Annotated in this window: 21 protein-coding genes; 11 read left to right on the top strand and 10 right to left on the bottom strand. The window is 66.2% G+C overall.

Translation table 11 applies throughout. From position 1 onward, the window contains the following. The first annotated feature begins 20 nt into the window (after positions 1-20). From ftsA to V9L21_RS16000, 4 genes are all read left to right on the top strand, one after another. Positions 21-1250, top strand: coding sequence for a cell division protein FtsA (gene ftsA, locus V9L21_RS16015; RefSeq protein WP_013539446.1), 1230 nt, complete (start codon positions 21-23; stop codon positions 1248-1250). A 170-nt stretch (positions 1251-1420) separates the two neighbouring features. Continuing rightward, positions 1421-2641, top strand: coding sequence for a cell division protein FtsZ (gene ftsZ / locus V9L21_RS16010; RefSeq protein ID WP_258504049.1), 1221 nt, complete (start codon positions 1421-1423; stop codon positions 2639-2641). Positions 2642-2843: 202 nt separating this feature from the next. Further along, positions 2844-3767, top strand: a complete 924-nt coding sequence (gene lpxC / locus V9L21_RS16005) for a UDP-3-O-acyl-N-acetylglucosamine deacetylase (protein WP_165442063.1) — start codon at positions 2844-2846, stop codon at positions 3765-3767. A gap of 32 nt (positions 3768-3799) precedes the next feature. Beyond that, complete coding sequence (locus tag V9L21_RS16000; RefSeq protein WP_165442064.1) at positions 3800-3976, top strand: hypothetical protein; 177 nt, start codon at positions 3800-3802, stop codon at positions 3974-3976. Between the two features lie 51 nt (positions 3977-4027). On the opposite strand, the gene ruvC is transcribed toward V9L21_RS16000, so the two are convergent. The 3 genes from ruvC to V9L21_RS15985 form a co-directional block, all read right to left on the bottom strand. After that, complete coding sequence (ruvC, locus tag V9L21_RS15995; RefSeq protein ID WP_126747934.1) at positions 4028-4576, bottom strand: crossover junction endodeoxyribonuclease RuvC; 549 nt, start codon at positions 4574-4576, stop codon at positions 4028-4030. Between the two features lie 4 nt (positions 4577-4580). Next, on the bottom strand, positions 4581-5570 hold the full coding sequence (locus V9L21_RS15990) for a phosphatidate cytidylyltransferase (protein WP_337313447.1): 990 nt from the start codon (positions 5568-5570) through the stop codon (positions 4581-4583). A gap of 351 nt (positions 5571-5921) precedes the next feature. Beyond that, positions 5922-6818, bottom strand: coding sequence for a lysophospholipid acyltransferase family protein (locus tag V9L21_RS15985; protein WP_337313549.1), 897 nt, complete (start codon positions 6816-6818; stop codon positions 5922-5924). 7 nt (positions 6819-6825) lie between these two features. On the opposite strand from V9L21_RS15985, the gene V9L21_RS15980 reads away from it, so the two are divergent. After that, entirely contained in the window at positions 6826-7263 is a 438-nt protein-coding gene (locus V9L21_RS15980) for a ribosomal maturation YjgA family protein (RefSeq protein ID WP_337313547.1), read from the top strand. Here the strand turns inward: V9L21_RS15980 and mtgA are convergent. The 5 genes from mtgA to V9L21_RS15955 are packed head-to-tail and all read right to left on the bottom strand — an operon-like array spanning position 7208 to position 12444. Then, positions 7208-7951, bottom strand: a complete 744-nt coding sequence (gene mtgA, locus V9L21_RS15975) for a monofunctional biosynthetic peptidoglycan transglycosylase (RefSeq protein WP_337313445.1) — start codon at positions 7949-7951, stop codon at positions 7208-7210. The two genes, V9L21_RS15980 and mtgA, sit on opposite strands and share 56 nt — an antisense overlap. Further along, complete coding sequence (gene aroE / locus V9L21_RS15970; protein WP_337313443.1) at positions 7948-8805, bottom strand: shikimate dehydrogenase; 858 nt, start codon at positions 8803-8805, stop codon at positions 7948-7950. Before aroE ends, mtgA begins: the two co-directional genes overlap by 4 nt. Positions 8806-8839: 34 nt before the next feature. After that, positions 8840-9691: an energy transducer TonB gene (locus V9L21_RS15965; protein ID WP_337313441.1), complete on the bottom strand. Its 852-nt coding sequence runs from the start codon at positions 9689-9691 to the stop codon at positions 8840-8842. Between the two features lie 50 nt (positions 9692-9741). Beyond that, entirely contained in the window at positions 9742-11799 is a 2058-nt protein-coding gene (locus tag V9L21_RS15960) for a ribonuclease catalytic domain-containing protein (protein ID WP_337313438.1), read from the bottom strand. A 51-nt stretch (positions 11800-11850) separates the two neighbouring features. Continuing rightward, positions 11851-12444 (bottom strand): YqiA/YcfP family alpha/beta fold hydrolase, encoded by a 594-nt coding sequence (locus tag V9L21_RS15955; RefSeq protein WP_126747940.1) that lies wholly within the window; start codon positions 12442-12444, stop codon positions 11851-11853. Between the two features lie 369 nt (positions 12445-12813). Here V9L21_RS15955 and V9L21_RS15950 point away from each other — a divergent pair, with 369 nt between their 5' ends. From V9L21_RS15950 to V9L21_RS15925, 6 genes are all read left to right on the top strand, one after another. Next, positions 12814-13542, top strand: coding sequence for a response regulator transcription factor (locus V9L21_RS15950; RefSeq protein ID WP_337313436.1), 729 nt, complete (start codon positions 12814-12816; stop codon positions 13540-13542). Beyond that, positions 13539-15395: a sensor histidine kinase gene (locus V9L21_RS15945; protein ID WP_337313433.1), complete on the top strand. Its 1857-nt coding sequence runs from the start codon at positions 13539-13541 to the stop codon at positions 15393-15395. Before V9L21_RS15950 ends, V9L21_RS15945 begins: the two co-directional genes overlap by 4 nt. A gap of 32 nt (positions 15396-15427) precedes the next feature. Beyond that, on the top strand, positions 15428-16582 hold the full coding sequence (gene rodA, locus V9L21_RS15940) for a rod shape-determining protein RodA (protein WP_337297373.1): 1155 nt from the start codon (positions 15428-15430) through the stop codon (positions 16580-16582). A gap of 67 nt (positions 16583-16649) precedes the next feature. Further along, positions 16650-18110 (top strand): metalloprotease TldD, encoded by a 1461-nt coding sequence (gene tldD, locus V9L21_RS15935; protein WP_258504058.1) that lies wholly within the window; start codon positions 16650-16652, stop codon positions 18108-18110. 47 nt (positions 18111-18157) lie between these two features. After that, a complete protein-coding gene (locus V9L21_RS15930) occupies positions 18158-18700 on the top strand; it encodes a hypothetical protein (RefSeq protein WP_337313432.1) in 543 nt (180 codons plus the stop codon). A gap of 226 nt (positions 18701-18926) precedes the next feature. Beyond that, positions 18927-20045, top strand: coding sequence for a 3-deoxy-7-phosphoheptulonate synthase (locus V9L21_RS15925; RefSeq protein ID WP_337313430.1), 1119 nt, complete (start codon positions 18927-18929; stop codon positions 20043-20045). 16 nt (positions 20046-20061) lie between these two features. Here the strand turns inward: V9L21_RS15925 and V9L21_RS15920 are convergent, their stop codons facing one another. Continuing rightward, entirely contained in the window at positions 20062-20571 is a 510-nt protein-coding gene (locus V9L21_RS15920) for a cupin domain-containing protein (RefSeq protein WP_157612063.1), read from the bottom strand. Continuing rightward, the gene (gene mpl / locus V9L21_RS15915) at positions 20568-21971 is read right to left on the bottom strand and encodes a UDP-N-acetylmuramate:L-alanyl-gamma-D-glutamyl-meso-diaminopimelate ligase (protein WP_337313427.1); all 1404 of its coding nucleotides are present in this window, start codon (positions 21969-21971) and stop codon (positions 20568-20570) included. Before mpl ends, V9L21_RS15920 begins: the two co-directional genes overlap by 4 nt. Positions 21972-22063: the final 92 nt, after the last annotated feature.

The raw sequence follows: 22063 nt of genomic DNA, 5'->3' as shown, positions 1-22063 counted from the left end.
GCGAATACCGAGGACATTCAATGCCCAAAGAATACAAAGACCTGGTTGTCGGACTCGACATCGGCACCGCCAAGGTGATGGTGGTGGTGGCCGAGGTGCTGCCCGGCGGTGAACTCAAGCTGGCCGGACTCGGCATTGCGCCGAGCAACGGACTGAAGCGCGGCGTGGTGGTGAACATCGACGCCACCGTGCAGAGCATCCAGCAGGCCTTGAAAGAGGCCGAGCTGATGGCCGACTGCAAGATCAGCCGCGTCTACACGGGCATTACCGGCAGCCACATCCGCGGCATCAATTCGAGCGGCATGGTGGCGGTGAAGGACAAGGAAGTCACGCCCGCCGACGTGGCCCGCGTGGTGGAAACCGCGCGCGCCATCAACATCTCGAGCGACCAGCGCCTGTTGCTGGTGGAGCCGCAGGAGTTCGTGATCGACGGCCAGGACGTGAAGGAGCCGATCGGCATGAGCGGCATGCGGCTCGAAGCCAAGGTGCACATCGTGACCGGCGCGCAAAGCGCGGCCGAGAACATCATCAAGTGCGTGCGCCGCTGCGGCCTCGAGGTCGACCAACTGATGCTCAACCCGCTGGCCTCGAGCCAGGCGGTGCTGACCGAGGACGAACGCGAGCTCGGCGTGGTGCTGGTCGACATTGGCGCGGGCACCACCGACGTGGCGATCTTCACCAACGGCGCGATCCGCCATACCGCGGTGATTCCGATTGCGGGCGACCTGATTACCAGCGACATCGCGATGGCGCTGCGCACGCCCACCAAGGACGCGGAAGACATCAAGGTCGAGAGCGGCTACGCCAAGCAATTGCTGGCCGATCCGGACCAGCAGGTGGAAGTGCCCGGCCTCGGCGACCGCGGCCCGCGCATGCTGAGCAAGCAGGCGCTGGCCGGTGTGATCGAACCGCGCATCGAAGAAATCTTTTCGCTGGTGCAGCAGGTGGTGCGCGAGTCGGGCTACGAAGAGGTGCTGTCTTCGGGCGTGGTGCTCACGGGCGGCAGCGCAGTGATGCCCGGCATGGTCGAGCTCGGCGAAGACATTTTCCTGAAGCCGGTGCGGCGCGGCATTCCGAAGTATTCGAGCGCGTTGTCCGACATGGTCGCGCAGCCGCGCGCCGCCACTGTGATGGGCCTGCTCGAAGAAGCGCGCTTCGCACGCATGCGCGGCTTCAAGGTCGCGCAGAAGAACGGATCCGTAAAGACTGCGTTCGGACGTTTCAAGGACTTCATCGTGGGGAACTTCTGACCATGAATCACTCCCCACTCTGGCTCGCACGCGGCGGCCCTCCCTTGCATTTCAACGAGCGATGGCGGCGCACAGGTCCACCGCCGCGACGACGGCTACGTTGAACTCGTCAAGACACCAGAAAAATTCATAGATACACAACGGCAACTGCAAAATTCAAGGAGTTAGAAATGACCATCGAAATGATCGAAGTCGAAGAATTCAACCAAGGCACTCAGATCAAGGTGATCGGAGTCGGCGGCGGCGGCGGCAATGCCGTCGCGCACATGATGGAGCGTGGCGTGCAGGGCGTTCAGTTCGTCTGCGCCAACACCGACGCGCAGGCGCTCCAGCGCAGCAACGCACACAAGATCATCCAGCTGGGCACCAGCGGCCTGGGCGCCGGCAGCAAGCCCGACAAGGGCCGTGATGCGGCCGAAGCCGCGGTGGACGACATTCGCGCGGCCATCGACGGCGCGCACATGCTGTTCATCACGGCCGGCATGGGCGGCGGCACCGGCACCGGCGCCGCCCCCGTGATCGCACGCGTGGCAAAGGAAATGGGCATCCTCACCGTGGGTGTGGTGACCAAGCCCTTCGACTGGGAAGGTGGCCGCCGCATGACCAACGCCGACGCCGGCCTGGCTGAGCTCGAAGCCAATGTCGACTCGCTGATCGTGGTGCTCAACGAGAAGCTGCTCGACGTGCTGGGCGAGGACATCACCCAGGACGAAGCCTTCGCGCACGCCAACGACGTGCTGAAGAACGCCGTGGGCGGCATCTCGGAAATCATCAACGAGTACGGCGGCGTGAACGTCGACTTCGAAGACGTGCGCACCGTGATGGGCGAGCCGGGCAAGGCCATGATGGGCACTGCAGCCGCTGCCGGCCCCGACCGCGCCCGCATCGCCGCCGAACAGGCCGTGGCGTGCCCGCTGCTCGAAGGCATCGACCTTTCGGGCGCCAAGGGCGTGCTGGTGCTGGTGACCGCGTCGAAGGGTTCGCTGAAGCTGAACGAGTCGAAGCTCGCGATGAACACCATCCGCGCCTACGCCTCGCCCGATGCGCACGTAATCTACGGCGCGGCCTACGACGAGAGCCTGGGCGACGAAATGCGCGTGACCGTGGTGGCCACCGGCCTCTCGCGCGCCGACGCACGCCGCCAGGCACCGACGCTCGAAGTGATCCGCACCGGCACCGACAACATCCCGTTCAACGTGCCCACGCTCGGCGGTACGGGCCATGCAGGCCACGGCGGCCACGGCGTGAGCCAGCCCAACTACGACGGCATGGCGGTTCCCAGCGTGTGGCGTACCAACCGCACGATGGCCGCGGCCAAGGTGGACGCGCTGTCTTCGGGCGGCATGGACGACTTCGAGATCCCCGCCTTCCTGCGCCGTCAGGCTGACTGAGGCCAGGCCACCGAACGCAGAGGGCACGAAGGTTCGCAAGGGGTACGGGGAAGACCTGAAAGGGACTTCCGCCGCTCTAGGCGCTGCGTTCGCTTCGTGCCCTTTGCGTCCATCGCCCCCGCTTGAAATAGAACCTATGTCTATCGGTGCCATAGCGAGGGGCATAGGCCGCCACGCCCGTCGCCCGCCTAAAATCCCGGGCGTGCTGCAACAAAGAACTCTCAAGTCGATCAGCCGCGCCGTGGGCGTGGGGCTTCACAGCGGGCAACGCGTGGAGCTCACGCTGCGCCCGGCTCCGGCGGACACCGGCATCGTGTTCCGGCGCGTCGACCTGCCCGAGCCGGTCGACATCCGCATGACCGCCGAAGCGGTGACCGATACGCGCCTGGCTTCCACGGTCTCGACCGGCGGGGCGAAGGTGCAGACGGTCGAACACCTGATGTCGGCCTGCGCGGGCCTGGGCATCGACAACCTCTACATCGACATCACGGCCGACGAAGTGCCGATCCTCGACGGGTCGGCCTCTTCGTTCGTGTTTTTGCTGCAAAGCGCGGGCATCGAGCTGCAGAAGGCGCCGCGCCGTTTCATCCGCGTGACCCGCAAGGTCGAGGTGCGCGAAGGCGAGGGCGCCAACGAGAAGTGGGCAAGCTTGGAGCCGTATCACGGCTACAAGCTGAGCTTCGAGATCGACTTCGATCACCGCGTGGTCAATTCCACCGGCCAGCGCGTGGAGTTCGATCTCGGCAAAGACTCCTACAGCCGCGACATCGCGCGCGCACGCACCTTCGGCTTCACGAAGGAAGTCGAGTACATGCGCAGCAAGGGCCTGGCGCTCGGCGGCGGGCTGGACAACGCCATCGTGATGGACGACACCAAGGTGCTCAATGCCGGCGGGCTGCGCTACGACGACGAGTTCGTGAAGCACAAGATCCTCGACGCAATGGGCGACCTGTACATCATCGGCAAGCCGCTGCTGGCCGCCTACACCGCGTTCCGTTCGGGCCACGCGCTCAACAACAAGCTGCTGCGTGAACTGCTCACCCACAGCGACGCTTACGAGATCGTCACTTTCGAAGACGAGAAGCGCGCACCGCGCGGTTTCGGCGAAGTGGCGCGGGCCTGGTAGCAGGCCGGTTCTTCAGTTCCTCTCGCCACGCAATGCTTGTCTTCCGTTGGGCCATCCTGCTGCTTTTGCTGGTGGCGGGCGTGTCGTTCGCGTTCTATGCGGGAACAGGGCAGGTCAAGTACCGGCGCTTCGGCTGGATCGTGCTCAAGTGGACGTTGCTCGCGGCGTTCGGCTTCTTTGCGGTGCTGATCGCCGAGCGGGTGGCCTAGCTGGTAGCAGGCCTGGCTTGCGCCGCGCCATTGATGAGCGCCTGAACGGCGCTACCTCGAGCGGCCTTGCCGGTAGGTGCCGGCGTGCGTTTTCGACAGATCGGCCGCTTCGGCCAGCCGTGCCATCGAACGGCCCACCTGCGCATGCGTGATGGCAATGCCTAGCGCATCGGCTGCGTCCGCGCCCGGCAAGCCCGGTAGGTCGAGCAGGCGCTTCACCATTTCTTGTACCTGTGCCTTGGCAGCCTGGCCGTGGCCGGCCACGGCTTTCTTCATTTGCAGCGCGGTGTATTCAGCCACTGTGAGCTTGCTGTTCACCAGCGAGGTTACGCAGGCGCCGCGCGCCTGGCCCAGCAGGAGCGTCGACTGCGGGTTGACGTTGACGAAAATGATTTCGACCGCCGAAGCGTCGGGCTGGTAGCGCTCGGCGATTTCGGCAATGCCGTCGAACAGCACCTTGAGGCGCGCCGGCAGGTTGCCGCTGCCCAGGTGTCGGGTGCTGATGGTGCCGCTTGCAACGTAGCGCAGCGCGTGGCCGTCCGCATCCACCACGCCGAAGCCGGTGGTTAGGAGGCCGGGGTCGATACCGAGAATGCGCATGTCGTCAGACGTTGAAGTACCAGCGGATCGAATGAAAGAAGATGGGCGCCGCAAAACACAGTGCGTCCACCCGGTCGAGCAGGCCATTGGCGCCGGTCACGCCGACCCCTTTCTTGCCCCAGTTGGGAATGCCGCGGTCGCGCTTGAGCGCCTTCATCACCAGGTGGCCCATGGAGCCGGCGATGCAGGCGATGAACGAGACGGCCAGCGCCTGGCCGAACTTGAAAGGCGTAATGAACGAGAACAGCGCACCCACCAGGCTGGCCACCACGATGCCGATGCCCCAGCTGGTCCAGTTGAAGCTGCGGCTGACGTTGGGCGCAAAGGGCTTGCGCTGCGAGCGGCGTGAGATCACGTGCTGCACCAGCACCGAGGTCTGCACCACGAACACCAGGAAGAAAACGAGGAACGCGCTCTTGCCTTCGTAGCCCGGAAAGCTCAGCAGAAGCAGCGCCGGCACGTGGCTCATGCCGTAGACGCAGACCATGATGCCCCATTGCAGCTTGGCGTTGCGCTCGAGAAAGTGGCTGGGGTCGTTGGCGAGTGCGCTTGCGACCGGAATCGCAAGGAACACGTAGACCGGAATGAACACGGTGAACAGGTCGAAGCGGGCGGTGGCCACGAGCCAGAACTGGATCGGCAGCACCACGAAGAAGGCCAGGATCAGGCTGCGGTGGTCGCCGCGGCGTGTGGGCGAAAGGGTGATGAACTCGCGCAGTGCGAAGAAGGCGATGAGCGCGAACAGCACGGTGGCCACGGTTTCGCCCAAGGCCCAGCCAACCCAGAACACGATGACCATGAACCAGGTGGTGCCCAGCAGCTTGCGATAGTGGGCGAGTTCGGCTTGCCAGGTGGCGTCGTGCACGGGGTTGCGGCGTTCCCTGAAGCTCAGGAAGAGCGCCGCTGTGCTTGCGATCACGAGCAGGCCGAAGACGATGAGGAACAGGGTCGCGACTTGCTGGGTCGGGGTGAGGCTGCGCAGGAACTGGTTCATGTCAGTTTTCCTTCGCGCGTTGTTGGGGACTGCGTTCTAGGCGCTGTTGTTCGGGGCTTGTGCAAAGGCCACCGGGTACTCCCCTCCGCGAATGTCCCCCGGGGCTGCGCCCCTCCTCCTTTATTTCGCTGCGGGGAGTACCCGATGCCCTGTGCACCTGGGCACGCTCTGGGTGTACCGCTGATCAACGACTGCTCTGAATCACGCTCCCGCTGGCGGGGTGCCTTGCGCAGCGAAATAAAGGAGGAGGCCGCAGGCCGGGGGACATTCGCGGAGAAAGGTACCCCGTCGGCGGGGGCGCGCCTCGAAGACGGCCCGCAAAAAACACCACGCAAAGAAAAAGCCTTCATTTCAAACATCGCGCAAAGCAATCACCGCAGCACGCGCGCGATCGAGGAAAGGGCGGCGCTCTTCGCCTTCTTCCGCGCGGATTGGCGCACCGAAGGTCACGGAACACAGGATCGGTACCGGCACGATCTCGCCCTTGGGCATGACGCGCTGCACGTTGTCGATCCATGCGGGCACCAGCACCACGTCAGGAAACATTGTCGCGAGCGTGTAGAGGCCCGACTTGAACTTCTGCGGCTCGCCCGTGTGGCCGCGCGTGCCTTCGGGAAAGATGATGATCGAGTCGCCGCTGCGCAGTGCTTCGACCAAGGGTGCGAGCGGATCGGAGGTGGGAGCTGCAGCGGGTTCCGAAGGCGCTGTTTCCGGCGCGACGGACGGTGGTTCGACAGGGGGCGCGACCGGGGGCGGCGGCGCGGGAAGATCGAGCCGCCCTTGAATCTCGTCGAAAGCCTCGGGGGCCACATCGACGACGGTCTGCGCCGCTGGAGCCAGCGGCAGCAACGGCTCCATCGAAGGCTCGATGCGCTCGGCTGGCGCTGCAACGGTGTCGCGTACTGGCGCGGGCGGCGCCTCAGGTTCCGCCGCAGCGGCTGCCGCCGGTGCTGCCGAAGCGGGCGCAGCGGCCGCCCGTTCAACATACACCGCGTTGAACACCTCGGTCGTGATCCAACGCTTGAACGGCGTGTTGGCCCAGTAGTCGCGCGCTGCAATGGGCCGGGTGATGCTGCGCAGCTCTTCAGGCAGGGCGGCCCAGATCATCACGAGGTCGGCGTGGCTCTGATGGTTCGCGAAATAGATGCGCTGCTCGGCCTTGGGCGGGCAGCCATACCAGCGCGCTTGGGCCCCCGTGAGCAACCGGACGATCCCCAACAACAACCAACCTGTGAGCTTTGCCAGCATGGGCGCGATGATACGGGTCATGCGATGGCGTTTCGATCCTCTTTCTCTGGTGTGGGCGGTGGCCCTGTTCTTTGTTCTCGTGCTGCTGGCCACCGTCGGCGCGCGATGGGGCTGGCTGCGGAGTTTCTTCGGCGACGTGCTGGCCGTGGCGTGGGTCTACGTCGTCTTCAAGACCTTCTTTGCCGCGCGCGTGCTGCCATTGGCGCTGGCCGCGCTCGGGGTGGGCTTGGCGGTTGAGCTGGGCCAGTTCCTGGCATCGGCCTGGCACCTGCACATTCCGAACCGCGCGCTGCGCATCGTGCTCGGCAGTACGGCCGATTGGTGGGACGTGCTGGCCTACCTGATCGGCTTTGCGGCCGTGCTGGCCATCGAAGCGCTGTGCGGCGCCGTCAGGGCAGCTCGGCCGACGGCATGCGCGCCACGATGGTCGAAGCCCGTCCGTTGAGGTAAGAAGAGCCCAGCCGGCGCTCGAAGAACTTGGGGCTGGGCAGCATCACCGCCAGGCGTGCGGCCTCGCCGGCACTCAGTCGCGAGGCGGGTTTCTTGAAGTAGTACTGGGCTGCGGCTTCGGCGCCGAATACCCCTTCGCCCCATTCGACATTGTTGAGATAGATCTCGAGGATGCGCCGCTTGTCGAGCAGCACCTCGAGCGTCATGGCAAGCACCAGCTCCTGGCCCTTGCGCAGCAGTGTGCGCTCGCCGGAGAGCAGCAGGTTCTTTGCCAACTGCTGTGTGATGGTGGAGCCGCCGCGCAGCTGCACCGGCCGCACCGGCTTGCCCCGCGCAATGGCACGTGCCGCGCGCCGGGCCGCAAGCTCCTCGGCCTTGGCATTGCGCTGCCGGGCGCGTTCGATGGCTTCCCATTCCACGCCGTTGTGGTCGATGAAGTCGGCATCTTCGCTGGCGATGACTGCCCGCTTGAGGTTGTCGCTGATCTGCGCGTAGGGCACCCACTCTTGGCGCCAGGCGCCCTTGCTGCCCTGGTGAATGGCGATCTGCCAGGCTTCCGAGCGCTGGAACGCCGTGCTCTGCGGAGCGATCACGGCCATGGCCGCTATGCGCGCCACAAAGAAAAGCTCAAGCGCCACGCCCGCCACCAGCAGGCAGCCAATCAGCCGTAGCAGCCCCTTCATTGGCCGGCGGCGAGCGAGGCGCGCAGTTCGGCCAGCACCTGTGCGGCGGGCGGGCGCACGCCGCGCCAGGCCTCGAAAGCCTCGGCCGCCTGCTCGACCAGCATGCCGAGTCCGTCGCGTCCTACGGCGCCGTGCGCTTCGGCCCACGCAATGAAGCCGGCGGCGGCGGGGCCGTACATCAGGTCGATCGCGAGCGCACCGGGGCGCAGCACCTGCGCGCGTACCGGTACCGCATCGCCCGCAAGGCTGGAGGCGGTGGCGTTGATCACCACGTCGAAATTGCCAGGTACTTCGTCGAGCGCCCATGCTTCGAGCGTGGCGCCGTGGCGCAAGGCCAGGGCCGCATGGCGCTGCACCAGTGCCATGGCCTTGCCGACGGTTCGGTTGGCCACCACGATGCGCGAGGCGCCCGCATCGAGCAACGGCCCAAGCACGCCCGCGGCAGCGCCGCCCGCGCCGATGAGCAGCAGTTCGCAGCCTGCCAAAGGCACGGCGGCGTTGCGAACGATGTCGTTGACCAGACCGATGCCGTCGGTGTTGTCGGCGTGAATGCTGCCGTCCGCTTCGAAGTGCAGCATGTTCACCGCCTGCGCGAGCTGCGCTCGTTCGCTGGTGTGCTGTGCAATTGCAGCGGCATCGAACTTGAATGGCACCGTGACATTGCAGCCGCGCGCGGCGTTGCCCTGCTCCGCAGCTTCTCTCCGGAAGCCGGCGACGCCTTCGGCGAAGGCGCCGATCGGCACGAGCCGCCGGGTGTATTCCAGCTGTTGGCCGCAGAGTTCGGCAAATCGGGCGTGGATGCGCGGCGAGCGGCTGTGCTCGACGGGGTTGCCCATTACGCAGTACAGGTCCATGGCGCCGTGGTTTGCTGGTGTTGCTATTGGGTTGCTATTGAGACGTGAGCTCGATGGTTTCGTCGCGCGTGAACTTGAAGCGCGACTGCAGCACGATCTGGTCGGTTTGCTTGCGCATGGCATCGGTGAACTTGCCGAAGTTGCCGATGCTGTGCACGATGGCCTTGGCGCGCCGGTCGAGCGTGGTGTCGCCGGAGCTTTCATCGACCACGGTGTCGAGGATCTTGCCGTCGTGGTTGATGGTGATCGTCATCTTGAGCTGGCCGTAGAGCTTCTTGCCGGCGGCCGTGGGAAAGTTCTCGGTGCCCCGCACTTCGATGCGGCGGCGCAGCGTGTCCACGTAGATGGCATAGGCCGCCTCGCGCGTGGAAGGGCTCAGGTAGCGCTTCTTGGGGCGGGCGTTTTCTTCGTTCACGCGCCGTTCGATTTCGGCCAGCAGCTCGACCATCTGGCGCCGCTTTTCCTCGCGGGCCACGGCTTCCTTCGGGTCGCCCGAAACGCGCGGATCGGGTGCGGGCATGGCGGCCAGGTCGCGCTTGAGTTGCGCGAGCAGCTGCATCTGCTGTGCCTGCATGGTCTCGACCTGGCGCTGCGCTTCCTCGGCGGAGTCGCCCACGGCGGTAAAGCTCGACGGCGGCAGCGGGCTGGTGGCGCGGCCCCGTTCGAGGTCTCCGCCGCCCGCCAGCGAGGTTTGCGCCATGACGCGGGCGGTGGCGTCGGGCTTTTCGTTGGTCTTGCTGTTGACCAGGATCACTTCGAGCGGCGTGTCGCTGAAGACCCGGTTGAACGATTCAGGGTCGACGAAGCGCACCGTCAGAAGCGCGGCGTGCGCGATGATCGACACACCGAGTGCAATCTGCAGCGTGCTCAGATCCCTGAAGTTCATTGACGACGCTCCTCGCGGCTCATTGAATGGTTTTTATGTGCGCGCGGCGCTCACGCCGGCGTGTTCTCCGGTGCCGGCTCGCTGTCGGTGAGGTCGACCGCAATGGCGATGGGACCGGCCACTTCTTCTTCCTCGTCGCCGCTTTCCTCATCGGCTGCGGCGTCCGCCTTGGGCGCGTCGAGGCGCTCGAGCACGGTGCCATGCACGTCGAGCGCAATTTCGTCGATCTCGCCGAGCTTCACGCGCAGGCGCGCACCGCGCTCCTGCTGGCCCGCTACCGGAAACACCAGCGGCAGTGTGTCCGCACGCACCAGCGCGCCGTTCTGAATGTCCTTGATGACGGTGACTTCAAGCTCGGTGATGCCTTGCTGCTCGAGGTACTTGAGCGTCCAGAAGCGTTCCATGCCGCCCTGGTAGGCGTTGTAGGTTGCGTAGGCCGCGTCGAAGCCCGAGAGAATCGAGAACAGGTCGGCGTCCTTCGGCTTGAAGGGTGCGGCCAGCGCGGCCGTCTTGCCGTGGCGCGCGGCCGCGATGATCTGCCACTGGTTCACCAGGTCGGTGTAGCGGCGCAGCGGCGAGGTGCTCCAGGCATAGCTCTTCACGCCCAGGCCCGCATGCGGCAGGGCCCGCGTGCCCATGCGCACCTTGATGCCCGGCGCCAGGCTGGCCTGGCTGCGGTAGAGCCCGGGCACGCCGAGCTCGCCGAGCCAGCCGCCCCAGCTGCTGTTGGCCAGGATCATTGCCTCGGACACGATCAGGTCGAGCGGCGCACCGCGCTGGCGCGTGGTGATCTGCACCTGCTCGCTGCCGTCCGGCTCGCCGTCATTGCCGACGAGGCGAAAGTTGTAGTCGGGCCGGTTGAAGTTCTCGGGCTTGCCGCGCACCACTTCGCGCTGGGCTTTCAGTTGCTTTGCAAGACGGAACAGGAAGGAGAGCGGTGCACGCAGGTTCGCAGCCGCCTCGGGCGTGTTCTCGCTCGTGAACGAGGCGTCTTCGAGCCAGGGCTGCGTGACGATGCTGTCGAGCTGGTCGTGCCGCAGGTTGGCCACGATGGGCACGCGTTCGAGCTTGGTCTCGGTCGATTGCAGTTCAAGCGTGGCTTCGTCGAAGCGCACGTAGAGCGACACCGCCGGCCGATCGCCGCCTTCGAGCAGCGTGTAGGCGCTGACCACTTCGTCGGGCAGCATGGTGATCTTGTGGCCCGGCATGTAGACCGTGGACATGCGCGAGCGCGCCACCTGGTCGATGGCGCTGCCAGGCGTGAGCGCAAGGCCCGGCGCCGCAATATGGATGCCGACCGTAACGGTGCCGCTGCCCAGGCCCTGGACCGACAGCGCATCGTCGATTTCGGTGGTCTGCGAATCGTCGATCGAGAAAGCCTGCACGCCGGCAGCCAATGGCAGGTCGTCGGCGATGGCCGGTGCGGCGAGCGCCGGAAAACCCGTGCCCTTGGGAAAATTCTCGAAAAGGAAGCGGCGCCAGTGGAACTGGTAGGGCGAATCGATGGCGCCGGCGCGCTCCAGCAACTCGAGCGGCGGGCGCTGCGTGGCGCGCGCGGCGTCGACCACGGCCTTGTACTCGGGCGCGTTCTTGTCGGGTTTGAAAAGAATCTTGTAGAGCTGCTCGCGGATCGGCTGCGGGCACACACCCTCGGCCAGTTGCCCGGCCCACTCGACGATTTGCGCCTGGACGACTTTTTTCTTCTCGATGGCGGCCAGCGCCTGCTGCACGATTTCGGCCGGCGCCTTCTTGAAGCGCCCTTTGCCTGCGCGGCGAAAGTAGTGCGGTGCCTCGAACAGCGCGAACAGCGCGGCGGCCTGCTGCGCGAGCGTGGGCTTGTCGCTGAAATAGTCGGCTGCGAGTTCTGCAAAGCCGAATTCGCCTTCGGCCGCAAATTCCCATGCGAGGTCGAGGTCCATGGTGGCGGCAATGGCGCGCGCTTCGGCAATCAGCTCGGCCGGGGCCGGTTTCTCGAAACGCAGGACGATATTGGCGCCCTTGACCTTGACGCGCTTGCCGGTGTCGAGCTCGACCTGCGCCGATGCTTCGGCCTCCGACAGCACGCGGCCGCCGAGGTACTTGCCGGCTTCTTCAAACAATACAAACATGAGCCGATTGTCCCACGCTGGACCCGGCCCGCCGCCCGGCGCCGGAGGGACTCAGACCGGGTTGATGAAGTCGATGACGTCGTCCAGATGGTTCTGCTCGAAATCGGACAGCGCGTGGTCGCCTCCCTCGAGCAGCTTGATGTTGCTGTCGGGGTAGCGCGCGGACATTTCGTGCCAGTCGAGCGCCTCGTCGCCCTTGGCGATGATGGCCAGCACGCGCTCGGGGCGAGTGAGGGCGCCAACCTCCATGGTGCGCAGCTCCTGGATGTACTCCGGCCGGAAATAGAAGTGCTCGGCCGGGTCTTGCCACGTGGTCTGGTCGCCGATGTAGAGCTGCAGATCGCGCGCGGGGTGCACGGCGGGGTTGAGCAGCACGGTGCGGCAGCGCGTCATTCCCGCAACGTAGGTGGCGTAGAAGCCGCCGAGCGAGGAGCCGACCACGGCCATCGACTTGCGCGGCCAGTCGGCAATGCCTTTCATCACCATGTCGATCGCTTCGCGCGGAGAAGGCGGCAGCTGCGGACACCACCACTGCAGGTTGGGGTGCTCCAGCGCCACGCGCCGCGCCATCAGCCGCGCCTTGGTCGAGCGGGGCGAGGAGCGGAAACCGTGCAGATACAACAGGTGAGTGGTTTTCGGATCCATGCGAGGCGGAGACTGAAAATGTTGCGTTCGACGCAACTCCATAGAAGGAGCCGGGTAATTTTGCATGAGGTCCTCGTGCGGGGCGCGGCGGCCGGTGAGGGCTCTCGCATGCAGGCTTCGTGCGGGGAGGTGAATGTTTACCACTGGAATCTCCGGGCCGCGGGATTTTTCTGCATCCGATCGGGCGCGAGCCGTGTCCCGGAACCCGAAAGTACTCAGCTGATGCACCAGGAGTGGCCAAGTCCGCCCGGCGTTGTTGTGTTTTTGCAAGCGACGCGAAGTTTCGCGGTCCGTGATCGGTGCCTGCATCCCATGAAGATGGGAGGTGCCGCGGCCTTTTGAATCGGCGTGGCGGCTTATGCTAAGCCCATGAATATTGAGGCTCCTGATCCCGGAACGGCGCGCCGCTGGGGCGTGCTCGTGGTCGAGGACGACAGCCGCGCGCGTGCCTTCTTCGAGGCCAGCGTGCAGCGCAGCGCAAGCCTCTTCTGGCTTGGAAGCGCCGGCACCGTGCACGAGGCGTTGGCATGGCTTGCGCAGACCGCCACCATCCCTGATGTGCTGCTGGTCGACCTTGGCATGCCCGACGGCAGCGGGCTGGACGTGATCCGCGAGGCCGTCGCGCGCTTTCCGGGCTGCGAGCCGCTGGTGATCTCGGTCTTCGGTGACGAGGAAAACGTGCTTTCCAGCATCGAGGCCGGCGCGGTCGGCTACATCCACAAGGACGCGGCACCCGAGGACATCGCGCAGACCATCGTCGAGATGAAGGCCGGTGCATCGCCGATCTCGCCCATGATCGCGCGGCGGGTGCTTGCCAAGTACCGCAGCCTGCAAACGGCGGGCATGCCCGCCGCGGCGGTGCCCCAGGCGGCCACCATCGACAGCACGGCGCCCAGCCTGCTCTCTGCCCGCGAACACGAGGTGCTGACGCTGATCGCGCGCGGCTTTTCCTATGCCGAAATCGCCCGGCTCAAGGGGTTGAGCGTGCACACGGTGCAGACCCACATCAAGAATCTCTACGGCAAGCTGGCGGTGCATTCCAAGAGCGAGGCGGTGTTCGAAGCCACGCGCCTCGGCCTGCTGTCCCACCCCGGGTGAACCGTGTGCCGGGGCGCATGTTCGCAAGGCCGTGGAGGGCGCTGCTCGCGCTCTGGCTTGCGATAGTCCTGCTTGCGCCGGCGGGTGCCGCGGCGGCGGATGGCCCCCTTGAACTGCGCAGCGGCACTGCCACCGTCACCGTCGACGGCGTCACGCAGACGGCGCCCGTCGAGCTTTCCTACCACTGGGATCGCCAGCACCGCGGGCGCCCCGGCTTCGCGAGCTTCGAACTGCCGTTCACGCTCGACGCCGCGCCCGAGACGCCGTGGGGCATCTTCATTCCGCGCGTCGGCAACGTCCTCGAGGTGTCGCTCAACGACGCGTTACTTCAGGTCTACGGAGATCTCGGCCGCGGCAACGGGCCTGACTACGCCAAGGCACCCATCTATGTGCCGATTCCGGGGCATTTGCTGAAAGCCGGCGACAACCGCCTGCAGATTCGCATTCGCGCCGACAGCGCCCGGCGGGCCGGGCTTTCGCGCGTGACGATCGGGCCGGCCATGCCGGTGCGCACCGAGCTTTTCGAAACGGCCTATGGCTGGCGCTTTACCGGCTCGGTGCTCCTGAGTGCCTTCAGCCTCATCGTCGGCGGCATTGCACTGGCGCTGTGGCTCACGCAGGTGGACGCCGACGCCGTGGGGCGGCATCGGCGCGACGGCATTTATTTCTGGACGGCGCTCGCCGAATTCTGCTGGGCATTGCGCGTGGCCGACGGCGTGATTGCCGAACCGCCCCTGCCTTGGCCGGCCTGGGGCGTGCTCATGGCCGCCTGCTATGCCGGCTGGGCGGCGTCCGCCATGATGTTCTGCTACCACCTGGCGGGCTGGGACCACAGGCCCCGCATGCGCTGGCTGCGGTGGCCAATGGCAGGAGTGGTCGCCGGAACGGTCGCCGCGAGTTCGATGGCGCTGTTCCGCGAGGAGCCGTATTGGCTTACCGGCTGGCTTGCGGCGGAGATCGTTTTCATTGCGCTGTTCGTCTGCGCCTTCGTGGTGGCGACTGTGCGGCGACCGAACCTGGGGCGCCTGCTGGTGGCCGCCGCCGCGCTGGCAACGCTGGGCTTCGGCATCCGTGACTGGCTGGTGATCCGCCTGAGCGACGCCTATGGCGAAACTACGTGGGTGCGCTATTCCTCCGTGTTCTTCGGCATTGCGCTGCTGCTGATCGTGCTGCGGCGCTTCCGCGCTGCCAGCATCGAAGCACGCGGTTCGGTGGCGGCACTGGCCCAGCGGGTGGCGCAGCGCGAACGCGAGCTCGCATCGACCTTCGCGGCGCTGGAGCAGGTGGCGCGCGACCAGGCGCGCACCCATGAGCGGGAACGCATCCTGCGCGACATGCACGACGGCGTGGGCTCGCACATCAGCTCGGCCATCCGGCAGCTGCAGTCGGGCCAGGCCAGCCCCGAAGAGCTGCTGCGCACGCTGCGCGACTCACTCGACCAGCTCAAGCTCTCGATCGACTCCATTCACCTGCCGCCGGGCGACGTGGGCGCCCTGCTGGCGGCGCTGCGCTACCGGCTGGAGCCGCGCCTGGCGGCCGCGGGCATCCAGCTGGAGTGGGGCGTAGAAGAGGTGCCGACGGTAAAGGGGCTCGACGCGCAAGGCATGCGGCAATTGCAGTTCCTGCTGTTCGAGGCGGTTTCCAACGTGATGCAGCACGCCCAGGCGAAGACGCTGCGTATCGAGTCGGAAGCGCCGGCCGGAAGGGTGCAGTTACGCGTGATCGACGACGGCCGGGGTTTCGATGCGTCCCAGGTGCCGCGGGCGCTCATGGAGCGTGCCGGCGCCGTCGGCGCCCGGCTGGCGGTCGAAAGCCGACCGGGACGCACGGTCGTTCAGTTCGAATTCGGCTGACGGGGCGTGCCGGGCGCGGATAATCCAGCCCCATGTCCGCCGTGTTCAATCAGCCCTCCCTGGCGCGCCGCGTCGCGCCCATCTTCCAGGGGTTCGACGGCTTTCTGGCTTTTGCCGTGCTGTTGCTGGCTTTCGCCGGGTTGCTGACGATGTATTCGTCCGGCTACGACCACGGCTCGCGTTTTGCCGACCATGGCCGCAACATGCTGCTGGCGGGCTTCATCATGTTTGTGGTGGCCCAGGTGCCGCCGCAGCGGCTGATGATGTTCGCGGTGCCGGTGTATGTGACGGGGGTGGCGCTGCTGATTGCGGTTGCGCTCTTCGGAATCACGAAGAAGGGGGCCACGCGCTGGATCAACCTCGGCGTGGTGATCCAGCCGAGCGAAATCTTGAAGATCGCAATGCCGTTGATGCTGGCCTGGTGGTTCCAGCGCCGCGAGGGGCAGTTGCGGCCGCTCGATTTCGTCGTGGCCACGGTGCTGCTGGCCATTCCGGTCGGGCTCATCATGAAGCAGCCCGACCTGGGCACTTCGCTGCTGGTGCTCGCTGCTGGCTTGGCGGTGATCTTTTTTGCCGGGCTGCCGTGGAAGCTCATCGTGCCGCCGGTGGTGATCGGCGCCGTGGCCATCACGCTGATCGTGAGTTTCGAGTCGCGGCTGTGCGCGGAGGGCGTCGACTGGCGGGTGCTGCACGACTACCAGAAGCAGCGCGTGTGCACGCTGCTCGACCCCAGCAAGGATCCGCTCGGCAAGGGTTTTCACATCATCCAGGGGATGATCGCCATCGGCTCCGGGGGCGTGGGTGGCAAGGGGTTCATGCAGGGAACGCAGACGCATCTCGAATTCATTCCCGAGCGCACCACCGACTTCATCTTTGCCGCCTATTCCGAGGAATTCGGCCTCGTGGGCAACCTGGCGCTGATTGCGGCCTTCATCCTGCTGATCTTCCGCGGACTGGCCATTGCGGCCAGCGCCACGAGCCTGTTCTCGCGGCTGCTGGCGGGGGCGGTGACGATGATTTTCTTCACCTACGCCTTCGTCAACATGGGCATGGTCAGCGGGATCCTGCCCGTGGTGGGCGTGCCACTGCCTTTCATCAGCTATGGCGGCACCGCCATGGTTACGCTGGGGCTGGGGCTGGGCATCCTGATGTCCATCGCGCGCGCCAGGAAGCTCTCTCAAAGCTAGGCATGGCCGAGGGAAGGCGAAGCGCCGCCGCGCGCGCGGTCCGGGGGCGAGCCCTAGAATCCGCTTCATGATCTCTCGCGAACCCACCATCGAGCGCCTTGCCACGGCGCAACAGCTCCTGCTCACGCCGTTCGGCCTCGACGAATCGCACCTGAGCAAGGCCCTGGCCGAGATCACCGCCCACAAGGTGGACGATGCCGACCTGTACTTCCAGTACACGCGCAGCGAGGGCTGGAGCCTCGAAGAGGGCATCGTCAAGACCGGCAGCTTCAGCATCGACCAGGGCGTCGGCGTGCGCGCGGTCAGCGGCGAGAAGACCGCCTTTGCCTATTCGGACGATATTTCCGAGGCGTCGCTGCTCGATGCGGCCCGCACGGTCCGCTCGATTTCTTCCGCCGGCCGCACCGGCCGCGTGAAGACGCCGGCGCGCAAGATTGCTTCGAGCCGCTCGCTCTACAACGGCGTCGATCCCATCTCCACGCTCGACAGCACGGCCAAGGTCAAGCTGCTCGAACGGGTCGAGAAGCTCGCACGCTCGCGCGATCCGCGCGTGGCCCAGGTCATGGCCGGTTTGGCGAGCGAATACGACGTGGTGCTGGTGGCACGCGCCGACGGCACCCTGGCGGCCGACGTGCGCCCGCTGGTGCGCCTGTCGGTGACCGTGATTGCCGAGCAGAACGGCCGGCGCGAAGTCGGCTCCGGCGGCGGGGGCGGGCGTTTCGGCCTGGCCTACTTCACCGACGAGCAGATGGCCGAATACGTCGACCAGGCCGTGAAGGCTGCGCTGACCAACCTCGACGCCCGTCCGGCGCCCGCTGGCGAAATGACGGTGGTGCTCGGCTCCGGCTGGCCCGGCATCCTGCTGCACGAGGCCATCGGCCACGGGCTGGAAGGCGACTTCAACCGCAAGGGCTCGAGCGCGTTCTCGGGCCGCATCGGCCAGCGCGTGGCGGCCAAGGGCGTCACGGTGCTGGACGACGGCACCATTGCCGACCGCCGCGGCTCGCTCAATGTGGACGACGAGGGCAATGCGAGCCAGCGCAACGTGCTCATTGAAGACGGCATCCTCAAGGGCTACATCCAGGATTCGCTCAACGCGCGCCTCATGAAGGTCAAGCCCACCGGCAACGGCCGGCGCGAGAGCTATGCCCACGTGCCGATGCCGCGCATGACCAACACCTACATGCTCGGCGGCGACAAGGACCCGAAGGAAATCGTCGCCAGCATCAAGAAGGGCCTGTACGCCACCAACTTCGGCGGCGGCCAGGTCGACATCACGAGCGGCAAGTTCGTGTTCTCGGCCAGCGAAGCCTTCTGGGTCGAGAACGGCAAGATCCAATACCCCGTGAAGGGCGCGACCATCGTGGGCAACGGCCCTGACGCGCTCACCCGCGTGACCATGATCGGCAACGACATGGCGCTCGATTCGGGCGTGGGCACCTGCGGCAAGGAAGGCCAGAGCGTGCCCGTGGGCGTCGGCCAGCCCACCCTGCGCATCGATGGTTTGACCGTAGGCGGAACGGCCTGAGAGCTTGCTAAGCTCCGCTCCTTATTTTTCAAAAAGAGGAGCATTCGATGAGGATCAGGATCAATTCGTCCGCGGCCCTGTGGGCTGCAACTGCCGCAGTGGCGCTCGCAACCGCAGGTTGCGCTTCGCGCGGCGGTTCGGGCGACAGCAGCCAGCCCGCGGCCTCGGCACCCGCTGCCAGCGCACCCGCCGCCCCGGCGCGCGGCGGCGCAAAGGCCGGCATGGACGCCAAGGGCAACGTCGTTGATTCGTCCAAGGTCGAAGCCGGCAGCGGCCGTACCGTCAAGGGCCTGAATGGCTACGAAGGCGAAATCACGGGCGTTCCCGCCCGCAACAGCAAGTTCTCGCGCCTGCAGATCGGCATGAGCGCCAAGCAGGTGACCGACCTCGCCGGCCAGCCGACGGACCAGGGCGCCTACGTCACGGGCAAGGCATTCATTCCGTTCTACTTCGGTAGCGACCGCCACCGCTACGAGATGACCTACAAGGGCCAGGGGCGCCTGGTTTTCGCAGGTGGCGGCATGGGCGACTACTCGGGCGGCAACCTGATCTGGATCATTCACAACCCCAACGAATCGGGCTACCGCTGAGTGTTCAGAGCCGGGCTTTTGCCCGGCTTTTTGTTTTCCGTGCTACATTTCGCCCACATGTCCGCCCTCCGCGCTTATTTCTTTGCCTACTTTTGGTTCCCGGTTTCCGGCGGACGAGAGGCGAGCGCGTAAAGCAAACGAACACCCTCCCAGAACCGCCGGTGGCCCAGAGCCCCCGGCGGTTTTTTTATGCCCTGACGATTTCACTCCAACAAGGAAAAGCACCATGAGCACGAACACTGCCCCCGCCAGCGACAGCTGGTATGCGAGCGTCGAAAAAACCAGCAAGACCGACGACGAACGCATCAAGGACATCAACGTGCTGCCCCCTCCCGAACATCTGATCCGCTTCTTCCCGATTCGCGGCACGCCGGTCGAAACGCTGATCGAGGGCACCCGCCGCAACATCCACAACATCATGGCGGGCAAGGATGACCGACTGCTGGTGATCATGGGCCCGTGCTCGATTCACGACCCGGCCGCCGCGCTCGACTACGCCCGCCGCCTGAAGGTGGAGCGCGAAAAGTACGCCGGCACGCTGGAGATCGTGATGCGCGTGTACTTCGAGAAGCCGCGCACCACGGTGGGCTGGAAGGGCCTCATCAACGATCCGTACCTGGACGAAAGCTACCGCATCGACGAGGGCCTGCGCATTGCGCGCCAGCTGCTCATCGACATCAACCGGATCGGCCTGCCGGCGGGCAGCGAGTTCCTCGACGTGATCTCGCCGCAGTACATCGGCGACTTGATCGCCTGGGGCGCCATCGGCGCGCGCACCACCGAAAGCCAGGTGCACCGCGAACTGGCCTCGGGGCTTTCCGCGCCGATCGGCTTCAAGAACGGCACTGACGGCAATATCCGCATCGCCACCGACGCCATCCAGGCAGCGGCGCGCGGCCACCACTTTCTTTCGGTGCACAAGAACGGCCAGGTGGCCATCGTGCAGACCAACGGCAATCGCGACTGCCACGTGATCCTGCGTGGTGGCAAGGCGCCCAACTACGATGCAGCGAGCGTCGAGGCCGCCTGCAAGGACCTGGAAGCTGCCAAGTTGCCGCCCACGCTGATGGTCGACTGCAGCCACGCCAACAGTTCCAAGCAGCACCAGAAGCAGATCGACGTGGCGAAGGACATCGCCAACCAGATCGCGGGCGGATCGAACCGCGTGTTCGGTGTGATGGTCGAGAGCCACCTGCAAGCGGGCGCCCAGAAGTTCACGCCGGGCAAGGACCAGATCGCGGGCCTCGAATACGGCAAGAGCATCACCGACGCCTGCCTGGGTTGGGACGATTCGGTGCAGGTGCTCGACGTGCTGTCGCAGGCGGTCAAGCAGCGCCGGGGATAAACCGCGCTGGGCGGGATCAGAGCATTCCGGCCAGTTCGGGCCAGTGGTGCCGCATGGCGGTGGCTTCGTCGCTTTCGGGCGGCACCAGGGAAAAGTCTGCGAAGTCGAAGCCCGGGCCGACCATGCAGGCGACCAGCGTGTAGTCGCCACTCGCGTGGCCCTGGATCGGCCGGGCGGCCTGCCACTGGCCGGCCGGCACCACGTGCTGGGGGCGCGTGCCGTGCGCGTCGACCGGGCCCAGCCGCACGTGCGCCGGTGCGGTGCGCATGGCGGCATCGCACGTCCAGAGCGCCAGCGGCACGCCTTCCAGATGGACCCACACCTCGTCCGAGAGCACCCGGTGCCAGCGCGAATGCTGGCCGGCCTCCAGCAGAAAGTAGATGCTGGTGAGCGCGCTGCGCGGCGCGCGGCCGTCCGTGGGAACCACGCTCGCCGCAGAACGGAACACCTCGCTGTACCAGCCGCCCTCGGGGTGGGGCTGCAGCTTCAGGCTCTCGATCAGCTCGCGGGCGCGCATGGCGGTCATGGAGCCGCGGCGCTGCGCAGTGCCGCAAGCAGCTTGTCGTGCACGCCGCCGAAGCCGCCGTTGCTCATGCAGACGATGTGATCGCCGGGGCGGGCCGCGGCAACGATCTGCGCGACCAGCGGCTCGACGGCGCCGGCCACTTGGGCGCGGTCGCCCATCGGGGCCAAGGCTGCGGCGGCGTCCCAGTCGAGCCCGGCGGTATGGCAGAAAGACAGGTCGGCCGCTTCCAGGCTCCACGGCAGTTGCGCCGCCATCACGCCGAGCTTCATCGTGTTGCTGCGCGGTTCGAAGGCCGCGAGGATGCGCTCGCCTTGCTTGCCGGCATCGTCGAGCTTCTTGCGCAGGCCGTCGAGCGTGGTGCGAATGGCGGTCGGGTGGTGGGCGAAGTCGTCGTAGACGGTGATTGCACCGCTGCTGCGCTCGACCGTGCCGCGCAACTCCATGCGCCGGCGCACGTTGCGGAAGCTGCCGAGTGCCTTGGCCGCATCGGCCGGCGCAACGCCCACATGCTCGGCCGCGGCAATGGCGGCCAGCGCATTCATCTGGTTGTGCAGGCCCGAAAGCTCCCATTCAACGCGGCCCACGGCCTCGCCGCGGTACAGCACGTCGAAGGCGTCGTGCGTGCCGCGCGCCTGCCATTCACCGCCAGCGCCAAAGCGGGCGAGCCCGCACCAGCAGCCTTGGCTCAGCACGCGTTGCAAACTCTCTTCGGTGGCGTTCACCACCAGGCGCCCGCTGCCGGGCACCGTGCGAACGAGGTGATGGAACTGCCGTTCGATGGCGGCCAAGTCATCGAAGATGTCCGCGTGGTCGAATTCCAGGTTGTTGAGAATCGCCGTGCGCGGGCGGTAGTGCACGAACTTGCTGCGCTTGTCGAAAAAAGCGGTGTCGTACTCGTCTGCCTCGATGACGAATGCCGGTCCGTCGCCAAGCCGCGCAGATACGCCAAAGTCGAGCGGAACGCCGCCCACCAGAAAGCCCGGCGCCTTGCCGCCTTGCTCCAGCACCCAGGCCAGCATCGATGTGGTGGTGGTCTTTCCGTGGGTTCCGGCCACGGCAAGCACGTGGCGACCCAGCAGCACGTGCTCGGCCAGCCATTGCGGTCCGCTGGTGTAGGGCTTGCCGGCATCGAGGATGGCTTCCATCAGCGGAAACTTGGGGCTGCCGTCGGGCAGCCGGGCCCTCGAAACCACATTGCCGACCACGAACATGTCGGGTGAAAGTGCCAACTGGTCGGCGTCGAAGCCTTCGATCAGGTCGATGCCAAGCGACCGGAGCTGGTCGCTCATGGGCGGGTACACGCCGGCATCGCAGCCCGTGACCCGGTGGCCCGCTTCGCGCGCCAGGGCGGCCAAGCCGCCCATGAACGTGCCGCAGATGCCAAGAATATGAATGTGCATCGGGCGATTCTAGGGAGGCGGCATGCCGCGTCCGCGCCGCAGCCTTGTCCTTTGTACTGATGTTTGGTGTGAGGGCGGCGTAGTGCGGGCAA

The sequence above is a fragment of the Variovorax sp. CCNWLW235 genome (assembly GCF_037204085.1).
In the GTDB taxonomy this organism is placed as follows: Bacteria; Pseudomonadota; Gammaproteobacteria; order Burkholderiales; family Burkholderiaceae_C; genus Variovorax.
This window is presented reverse-complemented; position numbering and strand designations above follow the sequence as displayed.

Coding starts and splice junctions, on each gene's coding strand:
- V9L21_RS15990 (WP_337313447.1), bottom strand. CDS start 5,570: ATGAACCAGTTCCTGCGCAGCCTCACCCCGACCCAGCAAGTCGCGACC.
- V9L21_RS15980 (WP_337313547.1), top strand. CDS start 6,826: ATGATACGGGTCATGCGATGGCGTTTCGATCCTCTTTCTCTGGTGTGG.
- V9L21_RS15950 (WP_337313436.1), top strand. CDS start 12,814: ATGAATATTGAGGCTCCTGATCCCGGAACGGCGCGCCGCTGGGGCGTG.
- ftsA (WP_013539446.1), top strand. CDS start 21: ATGCCCAAAGAATACAAAGACCTGGTTGTCGGACTCGACATCGGCACC.
- V9L21_RS15920 (WP_157612063.1), bottom strand. CDS start 20,571: ATGACCGCCATGCGCGCCCGCGAGCTGATCGAGAGCCTGAAGCTGCAG.
- V9L21_RS15925 (WP_337313430.1), top strand. CDS start 18,927: ATGAGCACGAACACTGCCCCCGCCAGCGACAGCTGGTATGCGAGCGTC.
- V9L21_RS15985 (WP_337313549.1), bottom strand. CDS start 6,818: ATGCTGGCAAAGCTCACAGGTTGGTTGTTGTTGGGGATCGTCCGGTTG.
- mpl (WP_337313427.1), bottom strand. CDS start 21,971: ATGCACATTCATATTCTTGGCATCTGCGGCACGTTCATGGGCGGCTTG.
- V9L21_RS15965 (WP_337313441.1), bottom strand. CDS start 9,691: ATGAACTTCAGGGATCTGAGCACGCTGCAGATTGCACTCGGTGTGTCG.
- aroE (WP_337313443.1), bottom strand. CDS start 8,805: ATGGACCTGTACTGCGTAATGGGCAACCCCGTCGAGCACAGCCGCTCG.
- V9L21_RS16000 (WP_165442064.1), top strand. CDS start 3,800: ATGCTTGTCTTCCGTTGGGCCATCCTGCTGCTTTTGCTGGTGGCGGGC.
- tldD (WP_258504058.1), top strand. CDS start 16,650: ATGATCTCTCGCGAACCCACCATCGAGCGCCTTGCCACGGCGCAACAG.
- ruvC (WP_126747934.1), bottom strand. CDS start 4,576: ATGCGCATTCTCGGTATCGACCCCGGCCTCCTAACCACCGGCTTCGGC.
- V9L21_RS15960 (WP_337313438.1), bottom strand. CDS start 11,799: ATGTTTGTATTGTTTGAAGAAGCCGGCAAGTACCTCGGCGGCCGCGTG.
- mtgA (WP_337313445.1), bottom strand. CDS start 7,951: ATGAAGGGGCTGCTACGGCTGATTGGCTGCCTGCTGGTGGCGGGCGTG.
- V9L21_RS15930 (WP_337313432.1), top strand. CDS start 18,158: ATGAGGATCAGGATCAATTCGTCCGCGGCCCTGTGGGCTGCAACTGCC.
- ftsZ (WP_258504049.1), top strand. CDS start 1,421: ATGACCATCGAAATGATCGAAGTCGAAGAATTCAACCAAGGCACTCAG.
- V9L21_RS15955 (WP_126747940.1), bottom strand. CDS start 12,444: ATGGATCCGAAAACCACTCACCTGTTGTATCTGCACGGTTTCCGCTCC.
- rodA (WP_337297373.1), top strand. CDS start 15,428: ATGTCCGCCGTGTTCAATCAGCCCTCCCTGGCGCGCCGCGTCGCGCCC.